The organism is Roseateles sp. NT4, assembly GCF_051857475.1.
GTDB lineage: Bacteria > Pseudomonadota > Gammaproteobacteria > Burkholderiales > Burkholderiaceae_C > Pelomonas.
The window spans coordinates 593,210-610,190 of sequence record NZ_JBPZGZ010000004.1 but is presented as its reverse complement, the minus strand read 5'-3'; the positions used below and the strand labels follow the sequence as shown (position 1 = coordinate 610,190).

The 16,981-nt window shown below is 67.1% G+C and carries 15 protein-coding genes; 3 read left to right on the top strand and 12 right to left on the bottom strand.

Annotation, left to right across the window (positions count from 1 at the left end):
• Window positions 1–555: 555 nt before the first annotated feature.
• From ACS5PN_RS25940 to ACS5PN_RS25915, 6 genes are all read right to left on the bottom strand, one after another.
• On the bottom strand, window positions 556–2,067 hold the full coding sequence (locus tag ACS5PN_RS25940; RefSeq protein ID WP_439466918.1) for a tripartite tricarboxylate transporter permease: 1,512 nt from the start codon (window positions 2,065–2,067) through the stop codon (window positions 556–558).
• 9 nt (window positions 2,068–2,076) lie between these two features.
• Entirely contained in the window at window positions 2,077–2,541 is a 465-nt protein-coding gene (locus tag ACS5PN_RS25935; protein WP_439466917.1) for a tripartite tricarboxylate transporter TctB family protein, read from the bottom strand.
• Between the two features lie 104 nt (window positions 2,542–2,645).
• The gene (locus ACS5PN_RS25930; RefSeq protein WP_439466916.1) at window positions 2,646–4,424 is read right to left on the bottom strand and encodes a GspE/PulE family protein; all 1,779 of its coding nucleotides are present in this window, start codon (window positions 4,422–4,424) and stop codon (window positions 2,646–2,648) included.
• Between the two features lie 15 nt (window positions 4,425–4,439).
• On the bottom strand, window positions 4,440–5,213 hold the full coding sequence (locus ACS5PN_RS25925; protein ID WP_439466915.1) for a spermidine synthase: 774 nt from the start codon (window positions 5,211–5,213) through the stop codon (window positions 4,440–4,442).
• Window positions 5,210–6,631, bottom strand: coding sequence for an amidohydrolase family protein (locus ACS5PN_RS25920; protein WP_439466914.1), 1,422 nt, complete (start codon window positions 6,629–6,631; stop codon window positions 5,210–5,212). Before ACS5PN_RS25920 ends, ACS5PN_RS25925 begins: the two co-directional genes overlap by 4 nt.
• 9 nt (window positions 6,632–6,640) lie before the next feature.
• Complete coding sequence (locus ACS5PN_RS25915) at window positions 6,641–7,201, bottom strand: DNA-deoxyinosine glycosylase (RefSeq protein WP_439466913.1); 561 nt, start codon at window positions 7,199–7,201, stop codon at window positions 6,641–6,643.
• A gap of 15 nt (window positions 7,202–7,216) precedes the next feature.
• Here ACS5PN_RS25915 and ACS5PN_RS25910 point away from each other — a divergent pair, with 15 nt between their 5' ends.
• Complete coding sequence (locus ACS5PN_RS25910) at window positions 7,217–8,026, top strand: mechanosensitive ion channel family protein (RefSeq protein ID WP_439466912.1); 810 nt, start codon at window positions 7,217–7,219, stop codon at window positions 8,024–8,026.
• Window positions 8,027–8,042: 16 nt separating this feature from the next.
• Window positions 8,043–8,861, top strand: coding sequence for an MOSC domain-containing protein (locus tag ACS5PN_RS25905; RefSeq protein ID WP_439466911.1), 819 nt, complete (start codon window positions 8,043–8,045; stop codon window positions 8,859–8,861).
• Window positions 8,862–8,867: 6 nt separating this feature from the next.
• On the opposite strand, the gene ACS5PN_RS25900 is transcribed toward ACS5PN_RS25905, so the two are convergent.
• The 4 genes from ACS5PN_RS25900 to ACS5PN_RS25885 form a co-directional block, all read right to left on the bottom strand.
• Window positions 8,868–9,677 (bottom strand): TatD family hydrolase, encoded by an 810-nt coding sequence (locus ACS5PN_RS25900; protein ID WP_439466910.1) that lies wholly within the window; start codon window positions 9,675–9,677, stop codon window positions 8,868–8,870.
• A gap of 11 nt (window positions 9,678–9,688) precedes the next feature.
• On the bottom strand, window positions 9,689–10,543 hold the full coding sequence (gene purU, locus ACS5PN_RS25895) for a formyltetrahydrofolate deformylase (protein WP_439466909.1): 855 nt from the start codon (window positions 10,541–10,543) through the stop codon (window positions 9,689–9,691).
• A gap of 109 nt (window positions 10,544–10,652) precedes the next feature.
• Window positions 10,653–11,333 carry a lipoprotein-releasing ABC transporter ATP-binding protein LolD gene (lolD, locus tag ACS5PN_RS25890; protein ID WP_439466908.1) on the bottom strand — a complete coding sequence of 227 codons (681 nt, stop codon included), beginning with the start codon at window positions 11,331–11,333 and terminating at the stop codon, window positions 10,653–10,655.
• Window positions 11,326–12,582 carry a lipoprotein-releasing ABC transporter permease subunit gene (locus ACS5PN_RS25885; protein WP_439466907.1) on the bottom strand — a complete coding sequence of 419 codons (1,257 nt, stop codon included), beginning with the start codon at window positions 12,580–12,582 and terminating at the stop codon, window positions 11,326–11,328. The genes lolD and ACS5PN_RS25885 overlap by 8 nt, the downstream gene beginning before the upstream one ends.
• Window positions 12,583–12,669: 87 nt before the next feature.
• Here ACS5PN_RS25885 and ACS5PN_RS25880 point away from each other — a divergent pair, with 87 nt between their 5' ends.
• Entirely contained in the window at window positions 12,670–13,209 is a 540-nt protein-coding gene (locus ACS5PN_RS25880) for a histidine phosphatase family protein (protein ID WP_439466906.1), read from the top strand.
• Here the strand turns inward: ACS5PN_RS25880 and ACS5PN_RS25875 are convergent.
• Both ACS5PN_RS25875 and ACS5PN_RS25870 read right to left on the bottom strand, forming a co-directional pair.
• Complete coding sequence (locus tag ACS5PN_RS25875; RefSeq protein WP_439466905.1) at window positions 13,206–16,040, bottom strand: DUF3857 domain-containing protein; 2,835 nt, start codon at window positions 16,038–16,040, stop codon at window positions 13,206–13,208. The genes ACS5PN_RS25880 and ACS5PN_RS25875 overlap by 4 nt on opposite strands.
• 54 nt (window positions 16,041–16,094) lie before the next feature.
• Entirely contained in the window at window positions 16,095–16,934 is an 840-nt protein-coding gene (locus ACS5PN_RS25870; protein ID WP_439466904.1) for an HDOD domain-containing protein, read from the bottom strand.
• Between the last annotated feature and the right edge of the window lie 47 nt (window positions 16,935–16,981).

Here is a 16,981-nt window from a genome sequence, read left to right as displayed (position 1 = left end):
ACATCGCATTCAAACTTTCGTTTAACTGCGGCGCTGACGTCGTTTAGTTGTCAGCAGCAAAGAAGCGAGATTCTAATCTGCTTTTTTGCTTGTCGTCAAGTATTTTTGAAAATTTCTTTTCGCGATACTCAACAACTTGCTTTCTTTGTCGCTTTCGTTTGATTCGTTTCCGATTCATTCGTCAGCAGCAAAGAGGCGAGATTTTGATCTGCTTTCGCAGCGCCGTCAAGTACTTTTGAAAAATTCTTTTTAGAACCTCTCGAAGCACTCGGCGACTCTTTCAAGCTCGCCCAGGTTCCAAATCAACTTGCGTCAACTCAGAACCCGTCTTCTCCAACCACTCCACCGCTAGCTGCCGTTCCCGACAAGCGCTGCGTTGTGATCAGCGAAGCCCACGACTGTAGCACAGGTTTTTCCGTACGTGGAAGCCCTTGGCTCAAATTATTTTGAGGCTCGCGTGGTCTGCCTCCCGCCTGCCCTGTCAGTCTGGTCCCGGAAGGCAGAAGGCCGGACTGCTCGCGCTGTCCGGCCTTCTTCTCCAAGCGTCCTCCGCCGTCAGGCTTCTTCCTGGAAGGCTTCTTCTCGCTTGTTCTTTATAGAGGGAAGCATCACCACGATGATCATCAGTGCCGCTGCGATCAACAGGCCCGCCGACAACGGCCGAGTGAGGAAGGTGCTCCAGTCACCGCGGGCCAGCAGCAAAGCCCGGCGCAGGTTCTCTTCCATCATGGGCCCAAGGATGAACCCCAGCAGCAGAGGCGCCGGCTCACAGCTCAGCTTGTAGAAGACGTAGCCCAGCAGCGCGAAGGCCGAGGTCAGATAGACGTCGAAGCTGTTGTTGTTCAGCGAGTAGGTGCCGATACAGCAGAAAACCACGATCGCCGGGAACAGGAAGCGGTAGGGCACCGTCAGCAACTTGATCCAGATGCCGATCAACGGAAGATTCAGCACGATCAGCATCAGATTGCCGATCCACATCGATGCTATCAGCCCCCAGAAGAGCTCCGGGTTGCTCGTCATGACCTGCGGGCCCGGCTGGATACCTTTGATTGTCATCGCGCCGACCATCAACGCCATCACGGCATTGGGCGGAATGCCCAGGGTCAGCATCGGAATGAAGGAGGTCTGCGCGCCGGCGTTGTTGGCGCTCTCGGGGCCAGCCACGCCCTGGATGGCGCCCTTGCCGAAGGGCACGCGGGGATTGCGGACGACCTTCTTCTCCAGCGTATAGGACGCGAAGGAGGCCAGCAGCGCGCCACCGCCGGGCAACACGCCGAGGATGGAGCCCAGCGCCGTGCCACGCACCACCGACGGCCAAGCCTCTTTGAAGTCCTCCTTCGTCGGCCACAGGCCCTTCACTTCCTTCGTGAAGACCTCGCGGTGCTCTTCAGGCTGCCCCAGGTTGGCAATGATCTCGCCGAAGCCGAACACACCCATGGCGATGACGACGAAGCCGATACCGTCGGTCAGTTCCGGAATGTCGAACGAGAAGCGAGCCGTGCCGGTGATGACATCGGTATTGACCTGCCCCAACAGCAGGCCCAGTACGATCATGGAAATGGCCTTGATCAGCGAACCCGACGCGAGCACCACGGCGCCGACCAGGCCCAGCACCATCAAAGAAAAGTATTCGGCCGAGCCAAACTTGAAAGCCAGCTCGGTCAGGGGCGGCGCGAAGGCCGCAATGATGATGGTGCCGACGCAGCCCGCGAAGAAGCTGCCCAGACCGGCCGCCGCCAGCGCCGCGCCGGCGCGGCCACGGCGCGCCATCTGATAACCGTCGATGGCGGTCACCACGGAACTGGACTCGCCGGGCACATTGATCAGGATGGCCGTCGTCGAGCCGCCGTACTGGGCGCCGTAGTAGATCCCGGCCAGCATGATGAGAGCGGGCGTCGCATCCAGCGTGTAGATGGACGGCAGCAGCATCGCGATGGTGGCAACCGGCCCAAGTCCCGGCAGCACACCGATCAATGTGCCGAGCACCGCTCCGAAGAATGCATACAGCAGGTTCTGCAGGCTCAGCGCCGTCTGGAAGCCGATACCCAGGTTATTCAGCAAGTCCATGTCGCGCCCTCAGCCGCTGAAATAGATGGGCCAGAGCGGAATGGTCAGCTTCAGGCCAAGGATGAACAGCGCCCAGCTGCCGACAGTCAGCACGACGCTGCTGATGAGCACATCACGCCAACGAAACTCGTCGCCAGCCAGCGCCGACAGCGCAATGAGAACCGGCAAGGTGCAAGCCAGGCCCAGGCGAGGCAATGCGAAACCGAAAAAGGCAATGGCGCTGGCGATGACCAAAAGTGGCCGCCAGGCAATCGCACCCACCGGGTCCCCGCCCTCCGATTCCAGCGTCAGCGCCTTGAACAGCACGAGGCCACCCAGCAGTGCGAGCAGGATGCCAAGACCGAAGGGGAAATACCCCGGGCCTGGGCGAGCCGAGGTGCCGAAGGAATATTCGGTTGCGCCCCACGCGAATGCCACGCCCACCACCAGGAACATCAGCCCGGACCAGAAGTCCCGCTGGCTTTTGATCTTCATTGCCTGTCGCCTCCGGCGCACCGGGGCGCGCATCTTTGTTGCCGGCGATTCTGGCAGTCGGGTCATCCCTCCCCGACTGTGGATTACACGTAAGGCCGCTCGGCTCAGCCTTCCCAGGCCGGCGTGCCGCGCAGCACTTCCTCTACGGTCGTCGCACCTTCGGCAACTTTCATCGCGCCCGCTAGGCGCAAGGGCCGGAGCCCTTCCTGCATGGCCTGGCGACGCAAGGCCGTCAGGTCAGCAATCGCGCCCTTGACGCCTTCGGACACCGTCAGCAATTCATACAGACCTGCGCGACCACGGAAGCCGGTATTGCGGCACTCGAGGCAGCCGACGGGCTTGTAGGGCTTCACACCGCCACCCAGGCGCCAGTGCCGCGCCAGATCGTTGAGGCTCTCGCGCGTGACCATGGGGTCGGGTTGCTTGCAATGCGGGCACAGCGTCCGCACCAGGCGCTGCGCCAGCACGCCGATGACGGTGGCGCTGATCAGATAGCTGGGGACGCCCAGGTCCTGCAAGCGCGTGATGGCAGAGACCGAATCATTGGTGTGCAGGGTGCTGAAGACGAGATGCCCCGTCAGCGCCGCCTGGATGGCCATCTCGGCCGTCTCCAGGTCGCGGATTTCGCCCACCATGATGATGTCCGGATCCTGACGCATCAGCGCACGCAGGCCCTCGGCAAAGCCGAAGTCCAGCACGCTCTGCACCTGGGTCTGATTGAAGGCCGGCTCGATCATCTCGATCGGGTCTTCGATGGTGCAGACATTGACCTCGTCGGTCGCCAGGCGCTTCAGCGTGGAATACAGCGTCGTGGTCTTGCCGCTGCCCGTCGGCCCCGTCACAAGGATGATGCCGTGAGCCTGCTTGACCAGGCTCTCCCAACGGTCCGAGTCGTGCTGGCCAAAGCCCAGGGACGACAGATCCTTGACCGCCGTCTCGGGGTCGAAGATGCGCATGACCATCTTCTCGCCAAACGCCGTCGGCAGCGTCGACAGCCGCATTTCGACTTCTTCGCCGGCCGGGTTGCGAGTCTTGATGCGTCCGTCCAGCGGACGGCGTTTCTCGACGACGTCCATGCGGCCCAGCAACTTGATGCGCGACGTCATCGCCGCCATGACAGTGGGCGGCAACTGGTAGACGGTGTGCAGCACGCCGTCGATACGGAAGCGAATGACGCCCATCTCGCGGCGCGGCTCCAGGTGGATGTCCGAGGCGCGCTGGTCGAAGGCGTATTGCCACAGCCAGTCCACAACCTGCACGACGCCCTGGTCATTGGCATCCAGCTGCTTGTTGTTCTTGCCCAGCTCGACGAGCTGCTCGAAGCTGGCCACCTGGCTTTGCTCGCCGGCCTTGGCCGCGGCCCGCACCGACCGGGCCAGCGTGAAGAACTCGGTCGTGTAGCGGACGATGTCCAGCGGATTGGCAACGACGAGCTTGACGGGCTTGCGCACATGCGACTCGATCTGCGCCACCCAACCCGTATCGAAAGGCTCCGAGGTCGCAATCGTCACCTCGTTCAGGCCGAACTGCACCGGCAGGCAGCGCTTGGCCTCGGCATAGCCGACGGACATCACATCACCAACGCGGCCGACGTCGACCTTCAGCGGATCGATGCGCAGATAGGGCAAGCGGGCGCGCAGCGCCAGCCATTCGGACAGGGCATCCACATCGAGCGCCTTGCCGGTGCTCAGGCGCACGAGCGCCGCATGGCCCAGGCGCACGAGAGGATGCAGGGCGCTGTCGCCCGCCGCAAAACGCTGCTCCGTACGCTGCACCTGAGCCTCGTCGATGAGACCGTCCTCCATCAGCCAGTGCAGCAACTGGCGCCACTCCAGGCGGCCTTCGGTCTTGGCGGGGGCCAAGGGCTTGGACTTCGTCGACATCGAGGGCTCAGCTTCTCAAAGGGCGTTCAGGATGCTCATCGGCAGCGGCCGCACCAGCCTAAGCCATTTGCGCGCCGGCAACTTGAAGCGTGATTCGATGTTAGCGGCACGCTGCTCAAGGACTTCACGGTGCGGCACCGGCACCCCGCGGGCTGCGACAACGATGGTGTTGCCCTCCTTGGTGGGCGCCAGGCTCCAGACCTGGTCCGAGCCAAAGACCCGGGCGATGCGCAGCGCGCTGCGCGCAAAGCTGGCGCTGCGGCCGAACAGGTTGACCGTCATCAGACCGCCATCGGCCAGCACGCCGCGGCAAGCCGCATAGAAAGCCTCGTCGTCCAGCACGGGAGCGGCCGCGTCATGGTCGTAGAGGTCGACATTGAGCACGTCGACGGTCTGCAGATGGGTGTCGTCCATGACCCAGCGCGCCGCATCGTCGTTGACGACGTTCAGGCGCGCATCGTTGGTCGGCAACCGGAACCACTGCCGGCAGGCGGCGATGACCTCGGGGTTGATCTCGACGGCCGTCGTGCGCATCTTCAACTGGCCCTGGCAGAAGCGCGTCAGCGCCGCCGCCCCCAGACCCAGCTGCACGGCATGGCCCTCACCCAGCGTGGCCGCATCGCGCCACAGCATCCAGGCGCACATGCGCTGGACGTATTCCAGCTCGAGCTGGTCGGGCTTGCGGATGCGCATCGCACCCTGCACCCAGATGGAGTCCAGATGCAGAAAGCGCACGCCGTCGAACTCGCTCAGCGTCGCCGGGCCCCAGGTTTGCGGCTTGGACTTCATTGCTGCGCCACCCAGTCACTGACTTCTTTCAGCATCGCGTCCAGGCGCGGGCGGTCCAGCAGCCGGCCGCGAGTGATGACGGCATCGATCTGCCGCGTCGCCGCAATATCCTCCAGCGGGTTGGCTTTCAACACGACGATGTCGGCCGTCTTGCCTTCGGCCAGTGCACCATAGCGCTCCAGCTTGCCGAGGAAACGCGGCCCGGCAACGACGGCCGAACGCAAGGCCTGGGTCGGCGTGAGGCCCGAGCGCACATAGACCGCCATCTCGTCGTGCAGGGCCTGGCCGGGATAGTCGAAGCTGTTCAGGAAGCCCGCGTCCGTGCCGGCGACGATCTCGACACCCGCCTCGGCCAGCAGCGGCAACAGCCGGGCCGTCTTCTCGTAGCTGGCATGGCGGTAGGCAATCGCATCCGGGCCGTCCAGAGCCGCGCGCTTGACGCGCCAGTCGTAGGTCTGACGCAGCTTGGGGCCGATGTACTTCAGATAGTCGTCCTTGGCATGATCGTCCTGGTCCAGATAGGCGGTGATGCGAATGACCGACAGCGTCGGCACGACGGCCGTGCCACGTGCGGCCAGGCGCTTGAAGGCGGCCCGGGCCGTCGCCTCGTCATAGCTGACCAGGCTTTGCTCGGCGGCCGAGCGTGCCGTGATCGTGCCGGCCGCGACTTGTGCCGTCAGCTCCGCCTCACGCGGCGTGGCAGCACGCAGCAGATAGTTCAGGTGCTCAAGCGTACCCAGGCCTGCTTCGGACGCCTGGTCCAGCGTCACCTGTCCATGCAGATGCGCCGAACTCGGCAGGCCACGCGCCTTGGCCTGGCGCAGCGCGTCCAGGTAGATATCGGCGCGCATCGTGTTCTCGGTGATCTTGACGAAGTCGGCGTGCTCGTTGCGCAGCTTGTCCAGCGCTTGCGTCACCTCTTCGGGCGTGCCGACCTCCTGCGTGCCCTTCCACAGCGGCTTGTAGCCCTCCAGCTTGGCGCCGGAGACAAAGAGGGTCGGGCCCAGCAGCTTCTTGCTCGCAATGTCATCGCGCCACTGCAGCACCGTGTCGCTGAGGTCGCCGGCGCAGTCCCGCACCGTCGTGATGCCATGGGCCAGGTAGAGCGGCAGCAGATGACGGTTCTCTTCGATCAACGCCTCGCCACCGCCAAAATGCACATGGCTGTCCCACAGGCCGGGGATCAGATAGCGCCCCTTCAGGCTCACGGTTCGGCTGGCCTTGTAGTCGCCGAGCTTTTTCTCGTCGACCACGGCCAGGATGCGCTCGCCACGCGTGACGATGGCCTGGCCCTTGACCAGGCGGCCTGCCGCCACGTCGACCACGGTGGCGTCGCGCAGGATCAGATCGGCCGAAATGGGTGCAGCAGCAACCCAGCCCGACCAGGCCGCCAGCGCGGCCAGCAAACTTCTTTTCATGAAGGCATCCTAGGCCAGATAGGGCGCCAGTTCGGCTCGCCAAGCGGCGATCTTGTCGGCCTGGCTGCGACCGGCATGGGCCGGGCTGGTGGAAGGCAGGCGCAGGACTGGAATGCCCGGATCACCGAGGGCCAGCAAGGTCTGCTTGTGTGCCAGCGCGCCGTTGCAGGCGATGGCCCGCAGATGGGGCAGGCGGGCCACGAGGTGGGGCAGGTCGCTGGGCTCAGCGGCTTCGATGGCCGTGTCCAGGCTGCCCTCGCGCTGGCAGGCGGCCACGGCGTCCCACAGCGCGACGCGGTGACGGCGCAGCGCCTGCAATCTTTCGGCATAGGGCAACCCCGCCAGCCCGGCCTCGCCCAGCAGCGCGCCCATGATGGGCCAGAAGGCATTGCGCGGATGGGCGTAGTACTGTGCCGCCTGCAGAGACGCCGCGCCGGGAAAGCTGCCAAGCACCAGCAACCGTGCCCGCGCATCAAAGACCGGCGCCAGGCCCACCAGGCGCAGCACAGACTCGGGGTTTGCAGGATTGGCAGCCGCATCAGGCGGCTGCGAGGATTCGGGCGTCTTCAAAGGGAGGAGCGAGCGATGTATACCGAAGCGGTCTGGCAGTTTCTCAGCACTCAGGGTGTGGACTTCGGCCTGAAGATACTCGCAGCCATCGCGGCCTGGGTGGTCGGACGGTGGCTCATCTCACTCGCGCTGCGCCTGTTCACCGGCGCGCTGGAGCGCGGCCGGCGCATCGACTCGACGCTGGCGGCCTATCTGCGCTCCATCCTGGGCGTGTTGCTGAACATCGTCCTGGTCCTCGCCATCCTGGACATCTTCGGCGTCAAGACCACCTCCTTCGCCGCCCTGCTGGCCGGCGCCGGCCTGGCCATCGGCACGGCCTGGGGCGGGCTGCTGACGCACTTCGCGGCCGGCGTCTTCATGCAGGTGCTGCGGCCTTTCAAGGTCGGCGACTTCGTGCAGGCCGGCGGCGTCACCGGCACGGTGACCGAGATCGGCCTCTTCGGCACCAGCATCAACACGCCGGACAACGTGCACACCATCGTCGGCAACAACACGGTGTTCAGCGGCGCGATCCAGAACTTCTCCGCCCTGCCCCACCGCCGCGTGGATTGCACGGCCAAGGTCGCCAACGGCGTGGACCCGCTGGAGGCCATCGAGCGCCTGCGCCCGGCCATCGCCGCAATCCCCAATGTGCTGGCCAAGCCGGCACCCGACCTCGAGATCCTGCAGTTCACACCCGAAGGGCCGCTGCTATGCGTCAGGCCCTACTGCCACACCGACCACTACTGGCAGGTCTACTTCGACGTGCACAAGGCTATCGTCGCCACCTTCGGCGCCGCCGGCTATCCGGTACCCGAAACACCCATCGCTCCCCGCAACCGCTGACCACCTCCGACGCGCCATGGCCGACCTGACCGCCCGCATCGCCGCCTTGTGGCGCTACCCCGTGAAGTCCTGCGCCGGCGAGGCCGTCGACACGCTGACCCTGGATGCTGACGGTTGGCCCGAAGGCGACCGCGGCTGGGGCATCGTCGACGCCGGCGGCGAACTGACCTGGATGGGCGCCCACCCCCGCCTGGCCCTGGTCAACGCACGCTGGCTGGCTGGCGGTCTGGAGCTGGAAGCGGAAGGCCGGGTGCTGCAGGTGGCCGCCAACGCCGGTAGCGCGGTTGACGTGCGAGGCTGGAACGGTGAGCGCCAGGACTTCGACGCCCTGCAGGCCTGGGACGCTGGCGACGACGCGGCCGCGCTGCTGCGCGCGACGACCGGCGAACGCCTGCGCCTGGTGCGCCTGAGCCTGGAAGCCCAGCGTCGCCCCATCCTGAATGCCCTGCACCTCGTCGGTGACGGCTCGTTGCGCGCCTGGTCCGAGGCCATGGCCCAGCCGCTGAACGGGCCCGCCCAGCGCGCCCGGCCCAATCTGCTGCTGCGCGCCGATGACGACAGCGACGCCCTGCCTGCCTTCATCGAGGACATCCTGACCGAGGCCCGCATCGGCGCGCTGACCCTGAGCCGCACCTTGCCCTGTGTTCGTTGCGTCGTGCCGACCGTCGACCCGGCCACCGGCATTCCCCAGCCACCGGCCTTGGATGCCCTGACCCGGCTCAGCGCCGAGCGGGCGCCCGGCGCGCCGGTGCAATTCGGCATCTATGCGCGAGGCAGCGGCGCCGGTCAGCTCCGCGTGGGCGACCGGGTGGAGTTGTCGCTGAATTTTGGCTGAGCCCGATCAGCGCAACCGCGGCAGCGCGGCGCGCGCATTGGCGCTGGTGACGGCCGCCGTCTTCTCCAGTGTCCAGCCGCGCAGTTCGGCCAGGCTCGCGGCAATCCGCGGCAATTCGGACGACTCGTTGCGCGCCTGCCCCGGCCTGGCTTCTCGCTCCTCGGCCGTCTTGTAGAGCCAGTGCGGCGGGATGTCGGGCGCATCGGTCTCCATGACCAAGGCCCTTTCCGGCACGCTGGCCGCGATGCGCCGGATCTGCAGCGAGCGATCGAAAGTCAGCGTGCCGCCAAAGCCGAGCCTGAAGCCGAGATCGATGAAGGCTTGCGCCTGCTGCTCGCTGCCGTTGAAGGCGTGGGCAATGCCGCCGTGCGTGAAGCCGACGCGGCGCAGGCCGGCGAGCAGCTTGTCGGCGCTGCGGCGAACATGCAGCAGCACTGGCAGGCCGGCGCGCTTGGCCAGCTTGAGCTGCTCGACATAGAAATGCTGCTGGACGTCGGGGTCCAGGCCGTCGACGAAGAAGTCCAGGCCGATCTCGCCGACGGCGACCAGTCGCGGGTCGGCGCGATGGGTCTCCAGCGCCTCGGCGAGCTGGTCGAGATCGCCCTCGGCTGCGCTCATCACGCACAGCGGATGGATGCCCAAGGCGTAGGCGAAATCATGCTGGATGGCCAGCATCCGCACCGTGTCGAGGTTGCTGGCGGCGACGGCCGGAATGACGATCTGTCCGACGCCGGCCGCACGGGCACGGGCCACCACCGCATCACGGTCGGCGTCGAACTCGGCCGCGTCGAGGTGGCAGTGGGTGTCGATCCACACTGCCGCGCTCCTTACCGGAACACCACCGTGCGGTTGCCGTTCAGCAGCACCCGGTGTTCGGCATGCCACTGGATGGCGCGCGCCAGCGCCACGCATTCCATGTCACGGCCGATGCCGACGAGCTGCTCCGGCGGCATGCTGTGGTCGATGCGGGCGACCTCCTGCTCGATGATGGGACCTTCATCGAGGTCGCTGGTCACGTAGTGGGCCGTCGCGCCGATCAGCTTCACGCCCCGCTCATAGGCCTGGTGATAGGGCTTGGCACCCTTGAAGCTGGGCAAGAAGCTGTGATGGATGTTGATGGCCCGGCCGCTCAACGCGCGGCACAGCTCCGGCGACAGGATCTGCATGTAGCGGGCCAGCACGACCAGGTCGATCTTGTTGTCGTTGACGACCTCAAGGATCTTGGCCTCCTGGGCCGCTTTCTGCACCTCGGTGCCACCCAGCAGCGGGAAGTGGTGGAAGGGAATGTTGTGCGAAGCCGCGAGCTGATAGAAATCGCGGTGGTTGGAGACGATGGCCGGGATCTCGATGGGCAGATGCCCGGTCTGCACGCGGAACAGCAGGTCGTTCAGGCAGTGGCCGAGCTTGGACACCAGCAGCAGCACGCGGGTCTTGCGGGCGCGGGCGACCAGCTCCCAGTCCATGCCGAACTCGTCGGCCAGCGGCTGAAAGGCCGACTGCAGCACCGCTTCCTCGGCCGCGGCCTCGAACTCGATGCGCATGAAGAAGCGCGCATGGTCAGCGTCGCCATGCTGGTGCGAGGTCAGGATATTGCCGCCCTGCTGCAGCAGCATGCCGGTGACGGCGTGCACGATGCCGGCGCGGTCGGGACAGGAGAGCTTGAGGATGAAGCGCGGAGTCATGTCTGCCTCTCGCCAAACGGGTACGTTTGTCGATTCCCCGAGAGGATACGGGCCGGCTCGGGAGCGGCCCAGCGCTCGGCCCGCGCGGGTCTTTTCAGTGCAGAGTAAGTCATGTCGTTTGGAACTGCCCCGCCACCAGACGCAGCTGGCGGTCGCAGCGCGCCGCAAGGTCGCGGTCGTGGGTGACGAGAACGAAGGCCGTGCCCTGCTCGCGGGCACGCTCCAGCATCAGCGCGAAGACGGCGTCGGAGGTGTCGCGGTCGAGGTTGCCGGTGGGCTCGTCGGCCAGCACGCAGGCCGGACGCGTGACGAGGGCGCGGGCGATGGCCACGCGCTGGCGCTCACCCCCCGACAGCTCGGCGGGGCGATGCTGCACGCGTTCCTTCAGGCCGACGCGTGCCAGCATGTCGGCGGCCGTCTCGCGTGCCTGGGCCGGAGCCTGGCCGCGGATGCGCAGCGGCATGGCCACGTTGTCCAGCGCACTGAACTCGGGCAGCAGGTGGTGGAACTGGTAGACAAAGCCCAGATGCTGGTTGCGCCAGCGGCCGCGCTCGGTTTCGTCCAGGGTCGCGAAGGCGCGGCCCATCAGCGTGACGCCGCCCTGCGTCGGCGTGTCCAGCCCGCCCAACAGGTGCAGCAGGGTGGACTTGCCTGAGCCCGATGCGCCGATGATGGCCACGGTCTCGCCGCGCGCCACATGCAGATCCACGCCCTTCAGCACCGTGACGTCCAGGCCACCTTCGCTGAAACGGCGCGTCAGACCTGTCGCCTGAAGAATCTGCTCACTCATAGCGCAGCGCCTCCGCCGGCTGCACGCGGCTGGCGCGCCAGCTCGGGTAGAGGGTGAAGATCAGCGACAGGAACAAGGCCACCAGCACGATGGGCGTGATGTCGGCCCACTGCGGGTCGCTGGGCATCTGGCTGATGAGATAGATGCTGCCGGGCAGGAAGCTGGTGTTCAGCAGATGCTCGATGGCCGGCACGATGACGTCGATGTTGAAGGCGATCAACAGCCCCACCACCACGCCCGCCAGCGTGCCGATGACACCCGACACCGCGCCCTGCACGATGAAGATGCCCATGATGGAACGCGGGCTGGCGCCCAGGGTCCTGAGGATGGCGATGTCGCTCTGCTTGTCGGTCACCGTCATGATCAGCGTCGAAAGCAGGTTGAAGGCGGCGACGGCGACGATCAGCGTCAGCACGATGCTCATCATGCGTTTCTCGATCTGCACGGCGTCAAACCACACGGCGTTGGAGCGGGTCCAGTCGCGCACGCGGATCTCCGGGGCCATCTGGCCGGCCAGGTCAGCGGCGACCTGGCGTGCTTCATGCACATCGCGCAGCCTCAGCTGCACGCCGGTGGGGCCGCCGGTGCGGAACAGCTTGGCGGCGTCATCGACATGGACGACGGCCAGGCCGGAGTCGTACTCGTAATGGCCGGAGCTGAAGGTGCCGACGACGTTGAAGCTCTTCAACCGCGGCACGACGCCAGCCGGCGTGACCTGGCCGCCCGGCGCGACGATGGTGATCTTGTCGCCCTCGCCCACACCCAGTTGGCGCGCCAGTTCGGCGCCCAGCACGATGTTCCAGGCGCCAGGCACCAGCTTGGCGTAGGCCGTGTCCTTGAGCTGGGCGCCCAGCACGGTGACCGTGGCCTCCTCGGCCGGCGAGATGCCGCGGATGACGGCGCCGCGCATGTCCTCGCCGCGGGCGATCAGGCTCTGGCTGGCGACGAAAGGCGCCGCGCCGACAACCTCGCGGTTCTGGCGCGCCCTGGCCGCCGTGGCCTGCCAGTCCGGCAGGGCCTGGCCGCCGGCGTCCAGCAGCTCGACGTGGGCGATGACGTTGAGCATGCGGTCGCGCACTTCCTTCTGGAAGCCGTTCATGACCGACAGCACGACGATCAGCGCCATCACGCCCAGCGCGATGCCCACCATGGACGCGCCGGAGATGAAGCTGATGAAGCGGTTGCGCCGCCCGCCGCGGCCGGCGCGTACATAGCGCCAGCCGACCTGGAGTTCAAACGGCAGAGCCATAGGGCGATGCAAAGGGTGACAGCATGGGGCCGGGATGGTAACTGGGCGCCCCGCGCAGAATCAGGGCCCCGCCCTTAGAAACCCGCGATGAAGCCCTTGTCCGTCCTGTTCGCTGCCTGCTTTCTGACAGGCGCCCTTGTCTCCTCGCCCGCCGTCGCCATGCCCGACCTTGTCATCCTCGTCCGCCATGCCGAAAGGGCCGCCGAGCCCGCCGGCGACCCCGCCCTGACACCCGCTGGAGAGCAGCGCGCCCAGGCGCTGGCCCAGGCCCTGGCCGGCCTGCGCGTGAACGCGATCGTGACGACGCCGCTGCGCCGCGCGCGCGACACGGCCGCGCCTCTGGCCAAGGCCCTGGGCCTGACGCCCCAGGTTGTCGAAGCCCGCGGCGCCGCCCATGCGGCGGCGGTGGCTGACGCGGTGCGCGCCCAGACCGGTGTCGTCCTCGTGGTCGGTCACAGCAACACGGTGCCGGCCGTCATCGCGGCCCTGGGCGGACCCAAGCTGGCCGACCTGTGCGAGACCAGCTTCCACCACGCCTTCCTGCTGCAACCCGGCATCGAGCCGCCACGCTTCGCCCAGTTCAGCTACGGCGCGCCCAGCACTGCCCCGCAGGCCGGCTGCCTCTAGTTCGCGCCGCGCTTGAGCTCCCACTGCGCCAGCGTGAACTCGCGATAGGGCACCGCCTGGGTGGACAGCGTGCGCTCGAACCAGGGCAGCGCCTCGCCGCGCCGGCCCTGAGCCGCCAGCTGCTGGCCGATGAAGAAATAGGCCTCGGCCAGGCGCAGCCTCTCGGTCTCGGGCTTCTCACGGGCCAGCTTGAGCAGGGCCTCGCGATCCAGGCTGCCGCCCAGATAGCTCAACAGCGCGCCGCTCCATTTGCTGGCATCGGCCGCGGCCAGTTCGTCGGCGATGGCGGCCTTGCCGCGGCCGCCCTGGTGCTCGGCGGCGAGGTACAGCCACAGCAGCATGAACTGGCGCGTCTCGCCGCTGGCATTGGCCGCACTGTCACGCAGCGCGGTTTCAGCCCGAGCGTAGTCGCCCAGCATGTAGTGGGCCGTGCCCAGCCAGCTGCCACCGGCTCCGGCCAGCTGGGCTTGCTGGCTGAAGGCCATCAAGGCCTCGGTCGGGCGGCCGAGGCCGATCAGCGCCGCGCCCTTGGCCTCCAGCGCTCCACTGCCTTCTTCGCCCTCGGCGCGTATGGCCAGGGCCGCCTCGGCATCCGCCAGCGCAGCCGCGAAGTCACCGAGCTGGTTGTGGGCCTGGGCGCGCTCGACGCGAACCCAGGCCGCCAGCCGGCTGGTGGGCGCCACCTGGCCCAACAGCTCGGCGTCGATGAGGCGGTTGATCTCACTGCCCAGCATCAGCTCCCACAGCGCGTCCGGCCGGTTGCCATTGCGAAAGCGCGCCATGCGCAGCGCGATCTCCGTGAAGGGCGTCTCCAGGGCCTTGCGGTCCACCAGGTTCAGGCGCAGGTGCTGGGAGGACAGCATCTGGCGGGCGCGTCCGACGCGCTCGCGGTAGCTGTCCACATCGCCCGGCAGGACCTCGTCGGTGCGGCGCTCCACGCGGCTGACGAACTGGACCGTCGCAGTGCTGACCTCGACACGGCTGGAAAAGGCGAAATGCTTGTCCGTCAGCTGCAGCGGGGCCGGCGGCTGGGCCGTGAAGGGACGCGCGCCGGTCACCGTCAGGCGCAGCTCGGCCACGCGCGTGCCTTCCAGCTGGAAGGGTTGGCGGCGCCTGGCTTCGGGCGGCACTGGCAGGGCGTCGACCAGTTCGGCGGCCGGGAACTCCAGGTCCAGCCAGCCGCGCTGGTAGCGCCCGATGCTGGGATGTTCGAAATGCAGCTTGAGCACCCACTCGTTGCTGTCTCGGTCATCGCTGACCTCGGGTTGGCCCACGCTGGCCAGGCCCGGCAGCAGACGCACATAGGCGCCGCCGATGGACTCTGCCAGGCGCTCCAGGCCCACCGTGGCCAAGTTGCTGCGCCAACGTTCGGCAGCCAGGCCCACCGCCTTGAAGGACGTCGTCAACTGCGCGGGGCGGGCCAGCTGGCTGAAGTCCCAGTCCTGGCGGAAGCTCAAGGAGTCCTGGGCGAAGGCCGGCGGCACGACGGCCACTGGCCCGGCCTCACCCTGGCCCACCACCAGCGCCGCGCCATAACGGTAGTAGCCACGCTTCTCCAGGGAATGGCCCTGGCCATTCATCGTCGGGTCCAGGAAATAGACCGTCTCGCCCAGCCTCACTCGGCTGATGACATGGTCGAACTGGTCATGCGAGGGCAGATAGCTGGCAATGCCGCGGTTGCGCGCCATCGAGATCAGCGCCGGCTGGGCTTCGATGCCCATGGCGGCGAGCAGACTGTTCAGCAGCAGCGTTTTGTCCTTGCAGTCGCCCAGGCGCTCTGACAAGGTGCGGGCCGCGGGTTTGGGCCGGTGCGAGCTCTCGCCCAGCGAGGCCGAGAAATAGCGCACCTCGTCCTGCACGAAGCGCAGGGCCGCGGCCACCTGCTGCTCGGGCGTGCCGCTGGCACCGACTGAACCCTTCAGCTCGGCCGCCTTGGCCAGGATGCCGGCCGAGGCCGGCTCGACAGCGAACAGCCGCTGCGCCCATTGGTCCACTTCGCCCCAGTTGACGTATTCGCTGACGTGCAGGGCCGGGTAGACCTTGAACCAGGGCGGCGTGGCGGCCTCGTCCGGCACCGCCGGTACGCGCTCGCGCAGCACGCGGATGACCTGGCGGCCGCCCTCCTCGAAGCGCTCGGGCACGAGATCGGTCGCCAGCGCCTTGACGACCAGCTTGCGCTCCAGCGGCGCCTCGATGCGCAGATGTAGGCGATCGACCGGCGCGTCCGAGGCCAGCTGCAACAACGCCGAGTAGCGGCCTTCGAAGATGGGGTTCTCGCCCTCCAGCGTGTAGGCCAGATCGACGACGTCGCCGACGCGCACATCGCTGAGCACCACCAGGGCGGTGCGCACGCCGTCGATGAGCTGGCGCTCCAGCTGCTGCTCACGGCGCATCAGCTCGATGCGCACGCCCTTGAGCCTGTCCAGGCGCTGGCCGTCGCGGATGACGGCGGCCTGGTGGATGACGAGCTGCTGGTAGGCCGGGTTGAAGCTGATCTGCGGCTCGGACACCTCGCGCAGCGTCGAGGTGTCCAGGGCTTCGTGCTGCAGATGGATATAGGAGGCCGTGGCCGACCGGGGCGCCAGCTGCACCTGCACGTCGACCAGGGGCTCGCGGCGCGCCTTGGCGCCCACGGTTGCGGCAGGGCGGGCCTCGGCGGGCGGCAGTGCCTTGACCCAGGCGGGCACAGGGCCGAAGCGGTAGCCGCTGCCGGCGGGTACCGCGGGATGGGCGGCGGTGGCAAGCTTGGCCGCAGGCTTGGCCGGCGTCTGCGCGGCGGCCACTCCCAGGGACAAGGCCAGCACCAGGGCTGGCCACGACTTCCAACTCATCCACATCCTCCCGGCATACCGCCCCGATTGTGCGGCTATGCCGGAAGGCCGCTCTCAGTGCAGCATTTGTTCCACTTCCGCCGCCGGGTCGCCCGCGGCAGCGATCTTGGCGGCCAGCAGCTCCAGGTCCAGGTGCAGATGCTCGATCAGCTCGGGCACGGCCACCTTCAGCGCATGCACTGGCTCGTCGTGGTGCTCGGACGCATCGGCCAGCACCTCGGCCACATGCAGGATGGCGGCGATCAGCGAGAAGGGACGGATCTCCAGCGGCGTGTTGGCATCCTTGAAAGCCTCCACCATGGCATGCGGGAAATGCCAATGCGCCGCCAGCGACGCCGTCACGTCGGCATGGGTGCAGCCGAAGCGGTGCTCCTCCAGCGAGAAGCGGCTGCCGGGCTCGGCGGCATGGGTTTCGACGTCGGCCACCAGATGCGGCTCATCCATGGCCATCAGCAACTGGCCGGTGCGCAGCATCAGGCCGGCGAGATAAGCGGTGTCGGTGGTCGCCCCATCGGCACCCAGCATACGGGCGAGGACGCGCGCGTAGTTGGCGGTGGCCACGCTGTGGCGCCAGAAGGTGGCGCGGTCCAGGCCCTCGATCTTGGGGAAGGCGCCACTGAGGCAAGCCGCCATGGCGAGGTTGCGCAGCGTCTCCAGGCCCAGGGCGTGGGCCGCGTCGATGACGGTGGAGATCTGGTGGGAAGGGCTGTAGTGGGCCGTGTTGGCCAGGCGCAGCACCTTGGCCGTCAGCGTCGAATCCTTCTCGATGAGGCCGGCGATCTGGCTCAGGCCGACGTTGTCGTCGTCGAAGCTCTTCAGCAGCCGCGATGCCACCTCGGGCATGGTCGGCAGGGCGTTGTGCTTGACGAAGAAACGTTCCGCTGCTGCGCTCATCTTCTGGCCTCCGTGGCGATGGGTGTCGACCCAGTCTAGGCCCAAGA